This window comes from Klebsiella sp. GN_Kp190 (assembly GCF_040061795.1).
In the GTDB taxonomy this organism is placed as follows: Bacteria; Pseudomonadota; Gammaproteobacteria; order Enterobacterales; family Enterobacteriaceae; genus Klebsiella; species Klebsiella michiganensis.
The window spans coordinates 126,417-142,656 of sequence record NZ_JBEAFN010000006.1 but is presented as its reverse complement, the minus strand read 5'-3'; the positions used below and the strand labels follow the sequence as shown (position 1 = coordinate 142,656).

General features: G+C 55.2%; 15 protein-coding genes and 1 riboswitch. Of the genes, 5 read left to right on the top strand and 10 right to left on the bottom strand.

Going from position 1 to position 16,240, the window contains the following annotated elements:
- Positions 1-247 precede the first annotated feature (247 nt).
- Both ABLU67_RS04850 and ABLU67_RS04845 read left to right on the top strand, forming a co-directional pair.
- Positions 248-1,375 (top strand): slipin family protein, encoded by a 1,128-nt coding sequence (locus tag ABLU67_RS04850; RefSeq protein WP_348852182.1) that lies wholly within the window; start codon positions 248-250, stop codon positions 1,373-1,375.
- A gap of 5 nt (positions 1,376-1,380) precedes the next feature.
- Positions 1,381-2,169, top strand: a complete 789-nt coding sequence (locus ABLU67_RS04845; protein WP_348852181.1) for a nucleotidyltransferase domain-containing protein — start codon at positions 1,381-1,383, stop codon at positions 2,167-2,169.
- A 39-nt stretch (positions 2,170-2,208) separates the two neighbouring features.
- Here the strand turns inward: ABLU67_RS04845 and lysC are convergent, their stop codons facing one another.
- On the bottom strand, positions 2,209-3,558 hold the full coding sequence (lysC, locus tag ABLU67_RS04840; protein WP_004097732.1) for a lysine-sensitive aspartokinase 3: 1,350 nt from the start codon (positions 3,556-3,558) through the stop codon (positions 2,209-2,211).
- 180 nt (positions 3,559-3,738) lie between these two features.
- Positions 3,739-3,972, bottom strand: a riboswitch (Lysine riboswitch).
- A gap of 352 nt (positions 3,973-4,324) precedes the next feature.
- Between lysC and pgi the strand changes: the two genes are divergently transcribed.
- Complete coding sequence (gene pgi, locus ABLU67_RS04835; RefSeq protein WP_004097737.1) at positions 4,325-5,974, top strand: glucose-6-phosphate isomerase; 1,650 nt, start codon at positions 4,325-4,327, stop codon at positions 5,972-5,974.
- Between the two features lie 45 nt (positions 5,975-6,019).
- Here the strand turns inward: pgi and ABLU67_RS04830 are convergent, their stop codons facing one another.
- The 6 genes from ABLU67_RS04830 to ABLU67_RS04805 form a co-directional block, all read right to left on the bottom strand.
- Entirely contained in the window at positions 6,020-6,475 is a 456-nt protein-coding gene (locus ABLU67_RS04830) for an acyltransferase (RefSeq protein ID WP_004097740.1), read from the bottom strand.
- A gap of 8 nt (positions 6,476-6,483) precedes the next feature.
- Positions 6,484-6,993: a GNAT family N-acetyltransferase gene (locus ABLU67_RS04825; RefSeq protein ID WP_014227531.1), complete on the bottom strand. Its 510-nt coding sequence runs from the start codon at positions 6,991-6,993 to the stop codon at positions 6,484-6,486.
- A gap of 111 nt (positions 6,994-7,104) precedes the next feature.
- Positions 7,105-7,482, bottom strand: a complete 378-nt coding sequence (locus ABLU67_RS04820; RefSeq protein ID WP_004097745.1) for a Rid family detoxifying hydrolase — start codon at positions 7,480-7,482, stop codon at positions 7,105-7,107.
- Between the two features lie 25 nt (positions 7,483-7,507).
- Entirely contained in the window at positions 7,508-7,828 is a 321-nt protein-coding gene (locus ABLU67_RS04815) for an AzlD domain-containing protein (protein WP_004097748.1), read from the bottom strand.
- Positions 7,821-8,558 carry an AzlC family ABC transporter permease gene (locus ABLU67_RS04810; protein WP_004097750.1) on the bottom strand — a complete coding sequence of 246 codons (738 nt, stop codon included), beginning with the start codon at positions 8,556-8,558 and terminating at the stop codon, positions 7,821-7,823. The genes ABLU67_RS04815 and ABLU67_RS04810 overlap by 8 nt, the downstream gene beginning before the upstream one ends.
- Before the next feature lie 67 nt (positions 8,559-8,625).
- The gene (locus ABLU67_RS04805; RefSeq protein ID WP_014227532.1) at positions 8,626-9,903 is read right to left on the bottom strand and encodes an L-serine ammonia-lyase, iron-sulfur-dependent, subunit alpha; all 1,278 of its coding nucleotides are present in this window, start codon (positions 9,901-9,903) and stop codon (positions 8,626-8,628) included.
- Positions 9,904-10,280: 377 nt separating this feature from the next.
- Between ABLU67_RS04805 and psiE the strand changes: the two genes are divergently transcribed.
- Positions 10,281-10,691, top strand: coding sequence for a phosphate-starvation-inducible protein PsiE (gene psiE, locus ABLU67_RS04800; protein WP_004097754.1), 411 nt, complete (start codon positions 10,281-10,283; stop codon positions 10,689-10,691).
- A 190-nt stretch (positions 10,692-10,881) separates the two neighbouring features.
- On the opposite strand, the gene malG is transcribed toward psiE, so the two are convergent.
- The 3 genes from malG to malE all read right to left on the bottom strand — a co-directional run bounded on the left by malG (position 10,882) and on the right by malE (position 14,707).
- Positions 10,882-11,772: a maltose ABC transporter permease MalG gene (gene malG / locus ABLU67_RS04795; protein WP_004097756.1), complete on the bottom strand. Its 891-nt coding sequence runs from the start codon at positions 11,770-11,772 to the stop codon at positions 10,882-10,884.
- Positions 11,773-11,786: 14 nt separating this feature from the next.
- Complete coding sequence (gene malF / locus ABLU67_RS04790) at positions 11,787-13,331, bottom strand: maltose ABC transporter permease MalF (RefSeq protein ID WP_025107705.1); 1,545 nt, start codon at positions 13,329-13,331, stop codon at positions 11,787-11,789.
- A 185-nt stretch (positions 13,332-13,516) separates the two neighbouring features.
- Positions 13,517-14,707 (bottom strand): maltose/maltodextrin ABC transporter substrate-binding protein MalE, encoded by a 1,191-nt coding sequence (malE, locus tag ABLU67_RS04785; protein WP_014227534.1) that lies wholly within the window; start codon positions 14,705-14,707, stop codon positions 13,517-13,519.
- 370 nt (positions 14,708-15,077) lie between these two features.
- On the opposite strand from malE, the gene malK reads away from it, so the two are divergent.
- Positions 15,078-16,187, top strand: coding sequence for a maltose/maltodextrin ABC transporter ATP-binding protein MalK (gene malK, locus ABLU67_RS04780; protein WP_004097762.1), 1,110 nt, complete (start codon positions 15,078-15,080; stop codon positions 16,185-16,187).
- Positions 16,188-16,240: the final 53 nt, after the last annotated feature.

Here is a 16,240-nt window from a genome sequence, read left to right as displayed (position 1 = left end):
CGGCACGCCAGGAACGGTACAGGCCGTTTTTCGGGCGCGTTCCGTCAGCCGATGACCACCAATGGGTTCGATTCCCGATTTCATCTCCAATGAAAACTGGTCGTTAATCATAGAAATAACGCGGGGTGATGCGCAGTCAGCACGCCCCACAGCAGGCCGCCGGTAAAGGCGCCGTGCCGCAGGCAAAAGGGAGTTCCCCTGCGGCTTCGCCCCTGCACCCGCGCCTGATTTTGCTAAGGAACAAAAAATGACGAAGAAAATCACGATACGTAAAGGTCAGCTTGGCCTTTTATCCCGTCAGGGTGACTACTATCAGGTTCTGGAAGCGGGCGAGCATCGCCTGCCGTGGTTCAACGTCCCCGAAGTGCTGATCGTTAACCGGGACGGCAGCGAAGTGCCGGAGGCGCTGGCGGAGTATTTACGACGCTTTCAGCCGGAATGGATTGAACGCGACTGCCTGGCGGCGGATTTGACGGATGTCGAGGCCGGGGCGCTGTATGCCAACGGTGTGCTGCAGGAAATTTTACCGCCTTCGACGCGCCGACTGTACTGGTCCGCCGGTGATGAAATTCAGCTGCTACGTATCGATACCCGGCAGGTTGCGGTTCCGGCTGACATTATGAATGCGGTGCTGCAGCCGCGACGTCACGGGGCGGTAAAAGGTCGCGAAGCGATCCTCACCGTATCGGTGCCGGCGTGGCACGTCGGGGTGCTGAAAATCGACGGCGAGACACAATCGCTGCTGCAGCCTGGCCTGAGCGCGTACTGGAAGGTCAATCATCTGGTGGAAGCGGAAGTGGTCGATACCCGCCTGCAGGTGCTGGAGGTTGGCGGCCAGGAGATTCTGACCAAAGATAAAGTGAACCTGCGTTTAAATCTGGCGGCGAACTGGCGCTACAGCGATGTACTGCAGGCGTTTGGACAGCTGACGAAGCCGCTGGACCATCTGTATCGCGAGCTGCAGTTTGCGCTGCGTGAAGCCGTCGGAACGCGAACGCTGGATGAGCTGCTGGAAGATAAGAAAATCATTGATGAGGTCGTGAGCGCGCAGGTCACCGAGCGCATGGCGGCATTTGGTATCGACGTCGCGTCGCTGGGCGTGAAGGATATTGTGCTGCCCGGCGACATGAAAGCCATTTTGTCGCAGCTGGTGGAGGCGGAGAAATCGGCGCAGGCGAACGTGATCCGCCGGCGTGAAGAGACCGCGGCGACGCGCTCGCTGCTCAACACCGCGAAGGTGATGGAGAATAACCCGGTCGCGCTGCGCTTAAAAGAGCTGGAAACGCTGGAAAGAGTGGCGGAGCGTATCGATAAAATCTCGGTCTTTGGCGGCCTGGACCAGGTGCTGCATGGCCTGGTGAATCTAAAAGGATAATGAAAATGACGTATCACGCTGTAAGCGCCGCCATGCGCCATAAGGTGCGGCGGCAGTTAAAAGACGTGGAGCAGCGCTACGGCGTCAGAGTGCTCTACGCCTGCGAATCCGGCAGCCGGGGCTGGGGCTTTGCCTCGCCGGACAGCGATTATGATGTGCGGTTTCTCTACGTTCACCCGCTGGAGTGGTACCTGCGGGTGGATCCCCCGCGCGATGTTATTGAGCTGCCCATCGACGATGAGCTGGACGTCTGCGGCTGGGAGTGGCGCAAGGCGTTGGGTCTGCTGAAAGGGGCGAACCCGACGCTGATCGAATGGCTGGATTCACCGGTGGTGTATCAGCAGGATGACGCAACGGTTCAGGCGCTGAAGAAAGTGATACCGCATTGGTTTTCTCCGGTTCGCGCCCGCTGGCATTACTATTCGATGGCCCGTAAAAATTTTCGCGGCTATCTGCAAGGCGAACGGGTGCGGCTGAAAAAGTACTTTTACGTACTGCGCCCGCTGCTGGCCGTCCGTTGGGTTGAGGCGGGAAAAGGCGTGCCGCCGATGCGCTTTAATGAACTGCTGGCAGGAAGCGAGCTGGAAGCGGGTCTACGTGCGGAAATAGACGAGCTGCTGGAACGTAAACAGCGCGCAGGAGAGGCGGAAAACGGCCCGCGTCGACTGCTGCTGCATGCGTTTATTCAGTCCGAGCTGCTCAGAGGCGCAATCCCGCCAGCGCTGCCTGAGAGCCGGAGCGGTGATGTCAGGGAGTTGGACAGATTGCTGATGACCACGGTGATGGGAAACTAAAAATGGCCCGGCAGAAATGGCGGGCCATTTTATTCGCTATTACTCGAACAGATTATGATGCAGCTTCTGCACCACTTTTTCGGCATCCGCACCCGGGACCAGGAAGCACAGGTTATGGCTGGATGCGCCGTAGCAAATCATACGAATATTAAACGGGTCCAGTACGCCAAACACCTCTTTACCGACGCCGCACGCCTTCGACAGTTCATTACCAATGATGGCGACCAGCGCCAGATCCTGCTCGACCTCAACGCGGCACAGAGAGGAAAGTTCGGTCAACAGTCCCTGGGTGAGCAGGGTATCGCCAGCCGACGTCGAACCGGTGGTATCCATGGTCAGCGCCACGCTCACTTCCGACGTGGTGATCAGATCGACGGAGATACTGTGGCGGGCCAGAATACTGAATACCTCGGCCAGAAAACCGCGTGAGTGCAGCATATTCAGGCTGTGCAGGGTTAGCAGCGTCTGCTTGCGGCGCAGCGCCAGCGCGCGGAACAGCGGCGGGTTTTCGGTGTTTTTGCACACCAGCGTGCCGCCGGCTTTCGGCTCTTTGCTGGAGCCGACGAATACCGGAATATCGCTGCGCACGGCGGGGAGCAGGGTAGCCGGATGCAGGACCTTCGCGCCAAAGGTCGCCATTTCCGCCGCTTCTTCAAAAGCGATAACGTCAATGCGTTTGGCCGCCGGGGCGACGCGCGGGTCGGTGGTATAGATACCCGGAACATCGGTCCAGATGTCGACGCGGGTGGCGTTTAGCGCTTCGCCGAGTAGCGCGGCGGTATAGTCGCTGCCGCCGCGGCCAAGCGTGGTGGTGCGGCCTTTGGCTTCGCTGCCAATAAAGCCCTGGGTGATCACCACGCCTTCCGCAAGACGCGGGGCCAGCAGCTGCTGGGTTAATTCAGATAAGGCGGCAATATCCGGTTCCGCGCGGCCAAAGCGGTCGTTGGTGCGCATAATTTTGCGCACGTCGAACCACTGGGCGGCGATACCGCGCTCGCGCAGGATCTCGACAAACAGCAGAGTAGACATCAGTTCGCCGTGGCTGACCAGTTCGTCGGTTAACGCGGTTGAACTGGCCAGGGAGGCGGCTTCCGCCAGGGTGGTGATGTTTTCCAGCAGGCGCTCAATTTCATCGCGAATAACGTTGGGATAGCGCAGACGCTCCAGAATATTGAACTGGATTTGACGCATGGCATCGAGCTTCGCGAAACGTTCGCCGGGTTCCAGCCCTTCCGCTAAGGCGACCAGCAGGTTGGTCACCCCCGCTGAGGCGGAAAGCACCACCACGCGGGTATTGGCGTCCAGCAGCGCGACGTCCACGCTACGGTTCATGGCATCAAAATCGGCAACGCTGGTGCCGCCGAACTTGGCTACAACTAAGTCTGTCATAACAACCTCGTGTCAGGGGGCCTGACTTATTAAAACGATTCCAGAAAACCAATCCTGGCGGGGCTGGACGCAACCGGATTGCAATAAAATGTCTTAATAAGCCAGGCCAAATTATTCAGCCATGGCACAAGGGAAGAGCGAAAAACAGGGTGGGCGCAGAGCGATAAACAAACTACGATGTCACCCAGAAGTGCTCCACCTTGTAGACCCGCTTGCCGATGCTGTGCATCAGACGGCGAGTATGAAACGCCCGACTGCGAACGTTTCTGGTGACAACCCAGGGGATTCAGCCCCTGTGGCCGGTGATGAGCGTAACCAGACGCTTATTCACCTCGGCGTTGCTCCCCCTCACGTATTTTCCCCGGACTGGCTCCTCCAATACGGTTACCTGGGCAACGCACCTCTTCTGGCAATTACCGACGTCTTTCACTTTGCCAGGGGGACGCGGGACATTATACCCCCCTGCAATACCCTTTCGCTGTAGCGTGAAATGCGCGATCCATACCTACCTACGTATATGTAGGTACTGCCGTTATATAAAGGCTTCAGGCGAAGTATGTCAACGTCAGGGTTATGCGGATTTTTCATGCGCGAGTCGCTGACAGAAAAAAGCCTTATGATGTCTATACTATGAGGGGCGATTTGCGCCAAATTGGCTCTAATCCTGACGCGTATCATCGGCATAACACAAAAATCATCACAATTTTTCGTCACCGGCGCTACAATCGACCGCAGTCACAATTCTCAAATCAGAAGAGTATTGCTAATGAAAAACATCAACCCAACGCAGACCTCTGCCTGGCAGGCATTACAGAAACACTTTGATGAAATGAAAGACGTTACCATCGCGGATCTGTTCGCGAAGGATAGCGATCGTTTCTCTAAATTCTCCGCCACGTTCGACGATCTGATGCTGGTGGATTTTTCCAAAAACCGCATCACCGAAGAGACGCTGGCAAAACTGCAGGACCTGGCCAAAGAGACCTTCCTGGCAGACGCCATTAAATCCATGTTCTCCGGCGAGAAGATTAACCGCACGGAAGACCGCGCGGTGCTGCACGTTGCGCTGCGTAACCGCAGCAATACTCCGATTCTGGTTGATGGCAAAGACGTGATGCCGGAAGTGAACGCCGTGCTTGAGAAGATGAAAACCTTCTCCGAAGCCATTATCTCCGGCAGCTGGAAAGGCTACACCGGTAAAGCGATTACCGACGTCGTCAACATCGGTATCGGCGGCTCCGACCTCGGCCCGTTCATGGTGACCGAAGCGCTGCGCCCGTACAAAAATCACCTGAATATGCATTTTGTTTCTAACGTCGATGGTACCCACATCGCCGAAGTGCTGAAAACGGTGAACCCGGAAACCACCCTGTTCCTGGTCGCGTCGAAAACCTTTACTACTCAGGAAACCATGACCAACGCCCACAGCGCGCGCGACTGGTTCCTGGCGACCGCCGGCGATGAGAAGCACGTCGCGAAACACTTCGCCGCGCTCTCGACCAACGGTAAAGCGGTTGGCGAGTTCGGTATTGATACCGCCAATATGTTTGAGTTCTGGGACTGGGTTGGCGGCCGTTACTCTCTATGGTCAGCCATCGGCCTGTCCATCATCCTGTCCGTGGGCTTCGACAACTTTGTTGAGCTGCTCTCCGGCGCGCACGCGATGGACAAACACTTCTCCACCACCCCGGCGGAGAAAAACCTGCCGGTGCTGCTGGCGCTGATCGGTATCTGGTACAACAACTTCTTCGGCGCTGAAACCGAAGCGATTCTGCCGTACGACCAGTATATGCACCGCTTTGCCGCCTACTTCCAGCAGGGCAACATGGAATCCAACGGTAAATACGTTGACCGTAACGGCAACGCCGTGGATTACCAGACGGGCCCAATCATCTGGGGCGAGCCGGGTACCAACGGTCAGCACGCGTTCTACCAGCTGATTCACCAGGGGACCAAAATGGTGCCTTGCGACTTTATCGCGCCGGCGATTACGCATAACCCGCTGTCCGATCACCATCCGAAGCTGCTGTCTAACTTCTTTGCGCAGACCGAAGCGCTGGCGTTTGGTAAATCCCGCGAAGTGGTTGAGCAGGAATATCGCGATCAGGGTAAAGATCCGGCGACCCTGGAACACGTGGTGCCGTTCAAAGTGTTTGAAGGCAACCGCCCCACCAACTCCATCCTGCTGCGTGAAATTACGCCGTTCAGCCTGGGCGCGCTGATTGCCCTGTATGAGCACAAAATCTTCACCCAGGGCGTGATTATGAACATCTTCACCTTCGACCAGTGGGGCGTTGAGCTGGGCAAACAGCTGGCTAACCGCATCCTGCCGGAGCTGAAAGATGGTTCCGAAGTGAGCAGCCACGACAGCTCCACTAACGGTCTGATTAACCGCTATAAATCCTGGCGCGCATAATCGCTAAAACGTTCGCAATGCCGGCCCATGTGGCCGGCATTTTTGTTATAGCCGCCGCAGCAGCTTTGCCGGGTTCCCGGCCCACACGCCTTTCTCCGTAATGGATTTGGTCACCACGCTGCCCGCGCCAATCACGACCCCATCGCAGATGCTGACCGCCAGAATGGTTGCGCCGCTGCCGATAGACACATCGTTGCCAATCACAATTCTTCCCCAGCTCTCGCGGTCGGCGTTGGGTTTTCCCTCGCGGAACATATCGTTGGCGAACATCACGCCGTGGCCGATAAAACAGCGCTCGCCGATGGTCACGTACTCGCAGATAAAGGTGTGGGACTGAATTTTGCTGTCGTTGCCGATACGGGTATGGCCCTGAATCTCTACAAACGGCCCGACGAAGACGTTATCGCCAAGCGTGCAGTCGTAAAGGTTGGCGGGCTGGTAAATCACCACGTTTTCGCCGCTGGCGACGTTACGAATGGCGGTTTCACGAAGGGTATGCATGCTGCCTCTCAGATTGGTTTAGCCAGAATATGGAGTGTGCTTTCCTGGGTTGCAGAATGAAATGCCACATCCTTCACGTGCTGCATCCCCTGACGTTCATAAAAACGGCGGGCACCGGTATTCGCGGCGAGCACTTCCAGCCATAGCCAGCTTTCACCGGTCTCTTTCGCTCGCTTCTCGACGGCGCGAAAAATCTGCTCGCCGTAGCGATGCCCGGTAGCGTCAGGTAATAGATAGAGTTTATGCAATAGCGTACCCGTAGGGCCTTCGGGGTTGATGTCCTGGCGGCAGGCATATTTAGCAAAGCCAATTGGCTCCTCTGCCTCAGCAATCAACCAGCAGCACTGCGGATCGGCCAGGCTGTGCGCCAGCGCGGCCATGGAATACTCTTGCTGCAGGTAGTGCTCCATTTCATCGGCGTTGTGCCAGAGGTGGGCAAAGTGGTGGCGATAGCTGGCATTGGCCATCTGGTTGAGTAAAGCCGCATCTTCCGGACGTGCAAGACGAATCTTTAGCATTCTGCGTTCCTCGCAAAGAAGTGGCGATATTTTGCCCGTAAAGTTCGCTGCGGGTAAACCTCAAAAGTGGGGGGGATAAGAAGTGGCCGGAGGATGGCCTCCGGCCGGGGATCAGGCGACGGCGATGGCTTCGATCTCAATGCCCGCATCTTTAGGCAGTCTGGCGACTTCGACGCAGGAACGGGCCGGAAAGGCCGCGTTGTGTTCGGTGAAGAACGCTTCATACACCGCGTTGATGGTGGCGAAGTCATTCAGATCCTTGACGAAGACCATCGTCTTAACGATGTTTTTCACCTGCAAACCCGCCGCTTCAACGATAGCCTTAACGTTGTCCAGCGACTGTCGCGTCTGCTGAGCGATGTCGTCAGACATGGTGCCGTCCTGCGGATTGACCGGGAGCTGCCCTGAGGTCATCGTCATGGTACCCAGATTTACTCCCTGAACATACGGGCCAATGGCGGCAGGCGCAGCGGCGGTGGTAATTATCATTCTGTTGATTCCTTCTGATAGGTGATTACATGAAATAGTTGAGCAAAACCAGTGAACCGACGCCGCTGACGACGACCCAGACCAGGCCCAGGCGGAAGCTGGCGAGCGTGCAGATAATCGCGGCGATCACCTTCGGGTTTTTCAAATCGAACTCCATGCTGGAGTTCACGCTCAGGATCTGAATCGTGATGATGGCCGGCAGCACGGTCACCGGCACAAAACGCAGCGTTTTGCTGACCCGGCTCGACATCTGAATCTTCCCGGCGAGGCCAATGAACGAGAAGCGAATAAGAAAGGTCACGGCGGCCATGCCCAGCGTCAGGGCGATAAAAAAGCTATTACTCATTTTCCAGCGCTCCTTCGAGAGAGAGTTTGTCAGCGGCCTGCGCCTGTTTACGCTCTTCGGCGAGATCGACGCTCAGGCCCGCCATTACGCCCAGTACGGACGCGACGACGATACCTAACGAGTAGGGCAGTACGACCAAAAGTACCCCGGATACGGCAGCAACAACGGCGGCGACGGTGCAGGCCTGGCTTTTGATTTGTGGCACCACGATGGCGATAAATGCGGCGACCATCGCGAAGTCCAGACCATATTTTTCAATGTGCGGAAAAGAGGCGCCAACCAGAGCGCCAAGGAAATCGGCCAGCACCCAGGCGAACCAAAACGTCAGCATTGCTGAAAAATAGAAAAGATATTTATCTTTTTTATTCTCCTCCATCTCTTTCACCGTCGTGGCGTACACTTCATCGGTCAGGGCATACGCCATAAAGCATTTTTTAAAGAAGGAGGCTTCGCGTACCGTACTGGAAATAGAGGCGCTATAAAGCACATGGCGAAGATTAATAATCAGCGTGGTGAATATAATCACCCCAAGGCTCGCTCCGGTTTTTAGCATATTTAACGCCAGCATTTGTGCCGAACCGGCGATGACAATCGTCGACCATGCCGTACTTTGCCAGATACTCATCCCGGCGCTAACGCTTAGCGCGCCGACAATAAATGAAAACGGAAAGTCGCCGATGCACAGGGGAAGTATGGCGCTCATACCCCGTAGAATCACTTTTTTGTTCATGAACAATACCTGTTGTATTCAGGAGATTAATTATTTGTGTAAGGTACATTAAAACGCTAATTAATGATTACTTTGCTACCATAATGTTGATGATTTCTTTATCGGTATAGGCCATAGGCTTAATTACCAGACGGCAGAGATTATTAATAGTCTGCTCAACGTCAGCGCAAACAATGCCGTCATTAGAGCCTGCGCAGCTATTTTGCATCGCCATCAGTACGGCCTTAAAGGCGCTGGAAACCACGGACGATACTTTCATTGCGCAGCTATTAGAGGCGCCATCGCAAATCATGCCGGTAATATCGCTGATCATATTAATAATAGCGGTATTAATTGTTTGCAGGTCACGGGTAAATAACCACGCCATGCCTGCCGCGGCGCCCATCGCTGCCGTGGACGCCGCGCATAGCGCGGACAGACGCGTATAGCGGGAGTGGATCGATATGGCGGTCAGGTGGGAGAGCGCCAGCGCCCGCGCGAGGGTCTCTTCATCAGCGTTAAGATGCTCCGCGACCGTCACTACCGGCATGGTGGCGGCGATACCCTGGTTACCGGAACCAAAGTTAGACATCGCGACGACGGGGGCTCCGCCCATTCGCGCGTCGGATGCGGCGACGGTATTGATGATGACTTTACTCAGCAGGTCGTTGCTGAGCAGGCCATTTTTTACCGCATCAGAGAAGGTGCCGTTGATGTTCAAGCCGTATTTTTTGCTTTTACCTTCCTCCGCCAGCGCCGAATTGAGCCGGGCGGCTTCGAGAATAAATGCGATGTCGGCGAATTCGACCTCGTTAATAAAATTAAAGGCTTCCGCAAGCGAGAAGGTTGCTAATGTTTCCTGCTGCGTTACCGTACTCTGTTTGTCCGCCAGTACCTGCGCTTCGCCATTAATATACAGCTCAACGATATTGGTATGCGTGCCCTTGACCACCACGCGGCAGCTCTTTTCGCCACCCGTTAGCGTCAGATCCAGATGAATAAAGTCAGGGGTATCTTTCACGCTAATATTGACCTGGCCATCGGCAATTAACTTCTGGGCTAATTCAACATGCCGTTCGGTAATTCCCTCCAGCGTTTTTAAACCTTTATCCGCATCGCCACCAAATGCGCCAATTGCGGCTGCGAGCGCCACCCCGCTGACGGAAGTGCCCGGAATAGTTACGCCCATCGCATTCTTGTACAGGTTCGCAGAAATAAAACCGCTAATGTTTTGACAAGCCGTATCTAAATGTTTCGCAGCGTAAGCGGCGGTAAAAGAAATAGCAACGGGTTCCGTACAGCCTAATGCCGGAGCCACTTCTTTTTTTAGCCAGTTTATAAACAGGGATGAGTGTTCAGTAGTCATGTTTTATATCGTTCCACTAACGAGGGTTTATTAATCTGCGAGTATGCTAAGTCAATTTCTAAGGAAAAACTTACTCTAATGCGGGCGTAATTTATGCATGAAAGAGAAAAATATTCGCTTATTACAATATTGTAAAATTGTGATCTTATTATGGTTAATTAACTGATTTGACGGGTATTTATATTCTGTTTTTTGAACATAAAAAGGGATTTAGTTAACTACCTCACAGCGTTGCCGAAAGTAAAAATTTCTCTTTTTACGTATTTCGTCGGAGATGAGAAAGGCAAGCAGTGGAAAGAAGGGACTCACAAATGTAGATCTGGATCACATTTTTGCGTTATACAGGTCACAGGAAATCATGATGATGAGGTGTACCTATGCCGCCGGTTTATCGTCCGTTGGTGAGTTTTATTGCAACCGCAATGCAAACCGTTTTGAATCTTGGCCTGCTGTGCCTGGGGGTCATTCTGATCGTATTTCTGGGAAAGGAGACGCTGCATCTGGCGCACGTCCTGTTCACCCCGGAGCCTGTCAGCAAGTACAAGCTGGTGGAAGGGCTGGTGGTCTACTTCCTCTATTTCGAGTTTATCGCGCTGATAGTGAAGTACTTTGAGTCGGGATTTCACTTCCCGCTGCGCTACTTTGTCTATATCGGCATCACCGCAATCGTCCGCCTGATCATTATCGATCATGAGTCGCCTATGGCGGTGCTGATTTACTCCGCGGCGATCCTGATTCTGGTGATAACGCTCTGGCTGTGTAACTCCAACCGTCTGAAGCGCGAATAAAAAAAGCGGCCTCCAGGGCCGCTGACCAACAGTCACAAATAGAATTTATGTAGGGTCCAGTTGAGGATAGCAGTGGCATTTGCCTTACTTTTTCAGCTGAGGGCGACGGCGGTAATACCCGGTTGGGGTCGCGCATTACCGCTAAACCGTCGGCCCTCATCTGAAATTTGGGGCGGGTGTTACAAAAAAATTAACCTTTCACTCCGCCAGCCGTCAGGCCGTTAACCAACCAGCGCTGGGCCAGCAGGAACACCACGGTAATCGGAATGGCGGAAAGCACCGCCGCGGCGGCAAAGTCGCCCCACAGATAGTTCTGCGGGTTGAGATACTGTTGCATTCCGACCGCAAGGGTATAGCTGTTCACATCGCGCAGCAGCAGGGAGGCCACCGGCACTTCGGTGATCGCCGCGATGAACGACAGAATAAACACCACCGCCAGAATCGGTACCGACAGCGGGAGCAGCACGAGGCGGAAAGCCTGCCATGGGGTCGCACCGTCCAGCGCCGCCGCTTCTTCCAGCGAGCCGTCGATGGTTTCGAAGTAACCTTTGATTGTCCAGACGTGCAGCGCGATACCGCCCATATAGGCGAAGATGACGCCGCCGTGGGTATTCAGGCCGACGAACGGCACGTACTGGCCGAGACGGTCAAACAGGGCGTACAGCGCGACCAGCGACAGCACCGCGGGGAACATCTGGAAAATCAGCATCCCTTTCAGCAGCGTTGCTTTACCCGGGAAGCGCATGCGGGCAAAAGCGTAAGCGCAGGTGGTAGAAAGCGCGACGATGCCAATGGCGGTAATGCCTGCCACCTTGATGGAGTTCCACAGCCACAGCAGCACCGGGAAGGGGGGCGGCGTGACGCGACCATCAGCGTGTTCGACGCTGAAGCCGAGCGCCAGCCGCCAGTGCTCCCAGGAGATACTTTCGGGGATCAGGCTACCGGTGGCGAAGTTCCCTTCGCGCAGAGAGATAGCGATGACCATCAGCAGCGGGAACATAATCGCCGCGATAAAAATCAGCAGCAGGAGGTGCGTCGTGAACAGGCGCAGCTTCTGAGATTTGGGTTGAACCATAGCCATAATCGTTATCTCCCTTAATCAAACTTCATACGTGTGGCTTTCAGGTTAACAATCGCCAGGGCGCCTACCAGCAGGAAGATCAGCGTGGCGATAGCCGCCGCAAGGCCGAAGTCCTGACCGCCGCCGCCTTCAAAGGCGATACGGTAGGTATAGCTCACCAGCAGGTCGGTGTAGCCCGCCGGCGTGGTGGTGCCGAGCCGGTCCGGCCCGCCGTTGGTCAACAGCTGAATCAGCACGAAGTTGTTAAAGTTAAAGGCGAAGCTGGCGATCATCAGCGGCGTCAGCGGCTTGATCAGCAGCGGCAGCGTAATTTTGAAGAAGTTCTGGAACGGCGTAGCGCCATCCATTGCCGAGGCTTCATATAAATCGTCAGGAATCGCTTTCAGCAGGCCCATGCACAGGATCATCATGTACGGATAGCCCAGCCAGGTGTTGACGATGATAATCATGGTACGCGCGGTGGTCGGGTCGCTAAACCAGGCCGGCTTGATGCCGAACAGCGCGCTGAGCATCATGTTGATCTCACCAAAGCTCTGGTTGAACAACCCTTTGAAAATCAGAATCGAGATAAACGACGGTACGGCGTAAGGCAGAATCAGCAGTACGCGGTAAATCGCTTTACCTTTCAGGGCTTCCCACTGGACGAGACAGGCGAGCACCATGCCGACCGCAACGGTGAGAATCACGGTCAGAACGGAGAACACCACCGTCCAGACGAAAATCGCGAAGAACGGTTTCTGGATGCCTTCATCCTGGAACACGCGAGTGAAGTTATCCCAGCCGATGGTCACGGTGTAGCCCGGGCTGAGCTTTTCGCTGCCCCAGCTACCGTCGGCGTTCATCGCCTGATAGAAACCGACCTCGGCGTTCGGACGGTATTTCACGCCGCTCTGGTTGTTGGTCAGCGTGCCGTCACTGGCCAGCGCGTACAGCGGCTGAGTACCGGAGAACTGACGCAGGGAGCTCATAATGACTTTGCTTTCATCCGGCAACACGGCGGTCAGCTGGTTCAGGGCGGTACGGTTTTGCGTAATCACGCGCAGCGTGGCGCGCTCGCCTTCCGGCAGGGCGTCTGCCTCTTTTAAGGCCAGCTTCTGTTCGCCGCCGAATTTAAAGGCGTCGGAAAGATAGTTTTTGCCGCTTTCGCCGTCGGTCAGCGCCAGCTTCCACTCATCTCCCGCCGGATAAAGCGCGAAGTTGTAGGATTTCCCTGCCTGGAAGGAGCGGTCCATCAGCACCTGTTGGGCGCGTTCGAAGGTCAGCTGGTTAGTGCTGCTGTAGTTGGTAAAAGCGATAGCGATAGTGCAGATCAGCGGGAACAGGACGAACAGCCCCATCCCGGCGAGACCCGGATAAACATAGCGCCAGGCGTAGGCCTTGCGATTGGAAAAAATATACAGGCCAACCGAGCTCAAAATCAGCGTCATGATGGCAAACAGGTACTCCCCCTGGGCGTACATCAAAACAACAAGGTAACCCACCAGCAGGCACAGCAAGCCGATCACAGACCATGTGAGCTGCGGGCTTTGCCACCAGTGCTTCTTTTTCACGACATCCATGGGGATCATCCTCTTTACACTTTATCCTTCGCGCTACCTCTTTGTTGGCTGCGGATGCGTACCCCAGTCACTTACTGATGTAAGCTCCTGGGATTTGCATCCTTGCCGCCTCGATGTAGCGCGAATGATTTCGCGTAACAACGTATTCAACAAACCTTATTCCCTAAGAAATAAGGGAAACCGTATTACTTGGTGATACGAGCCTGTGCGTCTTTCAGCGCCGCATCGACGGTCTGGCGACCGCTAGCGGCGTTGATCACTGCGGTACGAACGGCATACCAGAAGGCGGACATCTGCGGAATATTCGGCATGATTTCACCTTTCTGGGCGTTAGCCATGGTGGCGGCGATACGCGGATCTTTTTCCAGTTTTTCCTGGAAGGATTTCAGCGCGACCGCGCCCAGCGGTTTGTCCTTGTTCACTTCATCCAGACCCTGATCGGTCATCAGGTAGTTTTCGAGGAACTCTTTCGCCAGTTCTTTGTTCGGGCTGGCGGCGTTAATACCGGCGCTCAGTACGCCAACGAACGGTTTAGATGGGTTGCCTTTGAAGGTCGGCAGCAGGGTAACGCCGTAGTTAACCTTGCTCTTATCGATGTTAGACCACGCCCACGGACCGTTGATGGTCATCGCGGTTTCGCCTTTGTTGAATGCCGCTTCCGCGATGGAGTAGTCGGTGTCGGCGTTCATATGCTTGTTCTTGATAAGGTCGACCAGGAAGGTCAGGCCCGCTTTCGCGCCAGCGCTATCCACGCCTACGTCTTTCACGTCGTACTTGCCGTTTTCAAACTTGAACGCATAACCGCCGTCGGCGGCGATCAGCGGCCAGGTGAAGTACGGTTCTTGCAGGTTGAACATCAGCGCGCTCTTACCTTTCGCTTTCAGTTCTTTATCCAGCGCCGGGATCTCTTCCCAGGTTTTCGGCGGGTTTGGCACCAGGTCTTTGTTATAGATCAGCGACAGCGCTTCAACGGCAACCGGGTAGGCAATCAGCTTGCCGTTATAGCGAACCGCATCCCAGGTGAACGGATAGAGTTTGTCCTGGAACGCTTTATCCGGGGTGATTTCCGCCAGCAGGCCGGACTGCGCGTAGCCGCCAAAACGGTCGTGAGCCCAGAAGATGATGTCAGGGCCGTCGCCGGTCGCGGCAACCTGCGGGAATTTCTCTTCCAGCTTATCCGGATGCTCTACGGAGACTTTAATGCCGGTGTCTTTTTCAAACTTTTTACCCACTTCAGCGAGGCCGTTGTAGCCTTTGTCGCCGTTAATCCAGATAACCAGCTTACCTTCTTCGATTTTTGCGAGGGCAGAGGCGGAAAACATCATCGTGGTCAATGCAGACAGCGCGAGGATGCGAGCGCCAGTTTTGATTTTCATATACCCGTCCTATTTGGTGATGTGCTCGTGGATACACTTGAGTGGCTTAACGGTGATGAGTTTCCTTTTTTAACAACCTCTTTCCATCCTCCCCATGTCTACGCCCCATCCCCCGATAGTGTGATCTCCATTGCAGAAATGCCGGTTATGAGTCCTGGAGCACATAAAAAGGCGGCCAATTTTGCAGGCTACATCACGAAATCGACGTCCGTCCGTCCCCCCCGGCGGCGAGAAGCAATCTCTCATCCTCCCGCCTCCTCCCCCATAAAAAAGCCGGGGGGTGGAGGATTTACCCTATTTATGAATGCCGCATAGTCAGCCCATCTTGAATGTGTCGTTAAGTGACAGGTTGTAACGAAGGGAGAAGGGCATGGCGAGCGTACAGCTGCGAAATGTAACGAAAGCCTGGGGTGACGTAGTGGTATCGAAAGATATCAATCTCGAGATCCAGGATGGGGAGTTCGTCGTGTTTGTTGGGCCATCAGGCTGCGGCAAATCCACCCTGCTGCGTATGATTGCCGGGCTGGAAACGGTGACCAGCGGCGATCTGCTGATTGGCGATACCCGAATGAATGATGTCCCGCCCGCCGAGCGCGGTATCGGGATGGTGTTTCAGTCTTATGCGCTTTACCCCCACCTTTCCGTCGCGGAAAACATGTCTTTTGGCCTGAAGCTGGCCGGCGCCAAAAAAGAGCTGATTAACCAGCGCGTGACTCAGGTGGCGGAGGTTCTTCAGCTGGCCCATCTGCTGGAGCGCAAACCGAAAGCGCTTTCCGGCGGTCAGCGTCAGCGCGTGGCGATTGGCCGTACTCTGGTGGCTGAACCGCGCGTGTTCCTGCTGGATGAACCGCTCTCTAACCTCGATGCCGCGCTGCGCGTGCAGATGCGCATTGAGATTTCCCGTCTGCATAAGCGTCTTGGCCGCACGATGATTTACGTGACCCACGACCAGGTCGAAGCGATGACCCTGGCCGACAAGATTGTGGTGCTGGACGCCGGTCGCGTCGCGCAGGTCGGGAAGCCTCTCGAACTCTATCACTACCCGGCGGATCGTTTCGTCGCGGGCTTTATTGGCTCGCCGAAGATGAACTTCCTGCCGGTGAAAGTCACCGCTACCGCCATTGAGCAGGTGCAGGTGGAGCTGCCAAACCGTCAGCAGGTCTGGCTGCCGGTGGACAGCGCCCGCGTTCAGGTCGGCGCCAACATGTCCTTAGGGATTCGCCCGGAACATCTGCTGCCCAGCGATATCGCCGACGTCACCCTTGAAGGTGAAGTTCAGGTGGTCGAACAGCTCGGCCACGAAACGCAAATTCATATCCAGATCCCATCCATCCGTCAAAACCTGGTTTACCGCCAGAACGACGTGGTGCTGGTAGAAGAGGGAGCCACATTCGCCATCGGTTTGCCGCCGGAGCGCTGCCATTTATTCCGTGAGGATGGCACCGCTTGTCGTCGGCTGCATAAAGAGCCGGGCGTGTAAGGCTTCTAACTAAAAAAAAACACAAAACCATTCGCGCTGCATCGAGGCGGCAA

Coding starts and splice junctions, on each gene's coding strand:
- ABLU67_RS04850 (WP_348852182.1), top strand. CDS start 248: ATGACGAAGAAAATCACGATACGTAAAGGTCAGCTTGGCCTTTTATCC.
- ABLU67_RS04845 (WP_348852181.1), top strand. CDS start 1,381: ATGACGTATCACGCTGTAAGCGCCGCCATGCGCCATAAGGTGCGGCGG.
- lysC (WP_004097732.1), bottom strand. CDS start 3,558: ATGACAGACTTAGTTGTAGCCAAGTTCGGCGGCACCAGCGTTGCCGAT.
- pgi (WP_004097737.1), top strand. CDS start 4,325: ATGAAAAACATCAACCCAACGCAGACCTCTGCCTGGCAGGCATTACAG.
- ABLU67_RS04830 (WP_004097740.1), bottom strand. CDS start 6,475: ATGCATACCCTTCGTGAAACCGCCATTCGTAACGTCGCCAGCGGCGAA.
- ABLU67_RS04825 (WP_014227531.1), bottom strand. CDS start 6,993: ATGCTAAAGATTCGTCTTGCACGTCCGGAAGATGCGGCTTTACTCAAC.
- ABLU67_RS04820 (WP_004097745.1), bottom strand. CDS start 7,482: ATGATAATTACCACCGCCGCTGCGCCTGCCGCCATTGGCCCGTATGTT.
- ABLU67_RS04815 (WP_004097748.1), bottom strand. CDS start 7,828: ATGAGTAATAGCTTTTTTATCGCCCTGACGCTGGGCATGGCCGCCGTG.
- ABLU67_RS04810 (WP_004097750.1), bottom strand. CDS start 8,558: ATGAACAAAAAAGTGATTCTACGGGGTATGAGCGCCATACTTCCCCTG.
- ABLU67_RS04805 (WP_014227532.1), bottom strand. CDS start 9,903: ATGACTACTGAACACTCATCCCTGTTTATAAACTGGCTAAAAAAAGAA.
- psiE (WP_004097754.1), top strand. CDS start 10,281: ATGCCGCCGGTTTATCGTCCGTTGGTGAGTTTTATTGCAACCGCAATG.
- malG (WP_004097756.1), bottom strand. CDS start 11,772: ATGGCTATGGTTCAACCCAAATCTCAGAAGCTGCGCCTGTTCACGACG.
- malF (WP_025107705.1), bottom strand. CDS start 13,331: ATGGATGTCGTGAAAAAGAAGCACTGGTGGCAAAGCCCGCAGCTCACA.
- malE (WP_014227534.1), bottom strand. CDS start 14,707: ATGAAAATCAAAACTGGCGCTCGCATCCTCGCGCTGTCTGCATTGACC.
- malK (WP_004097762.1), top strand. CDS start 15,078: ATGGCGAGCGTACAGCTGCGAAATGTAACGAAAGCCTGGGGTGACGTA.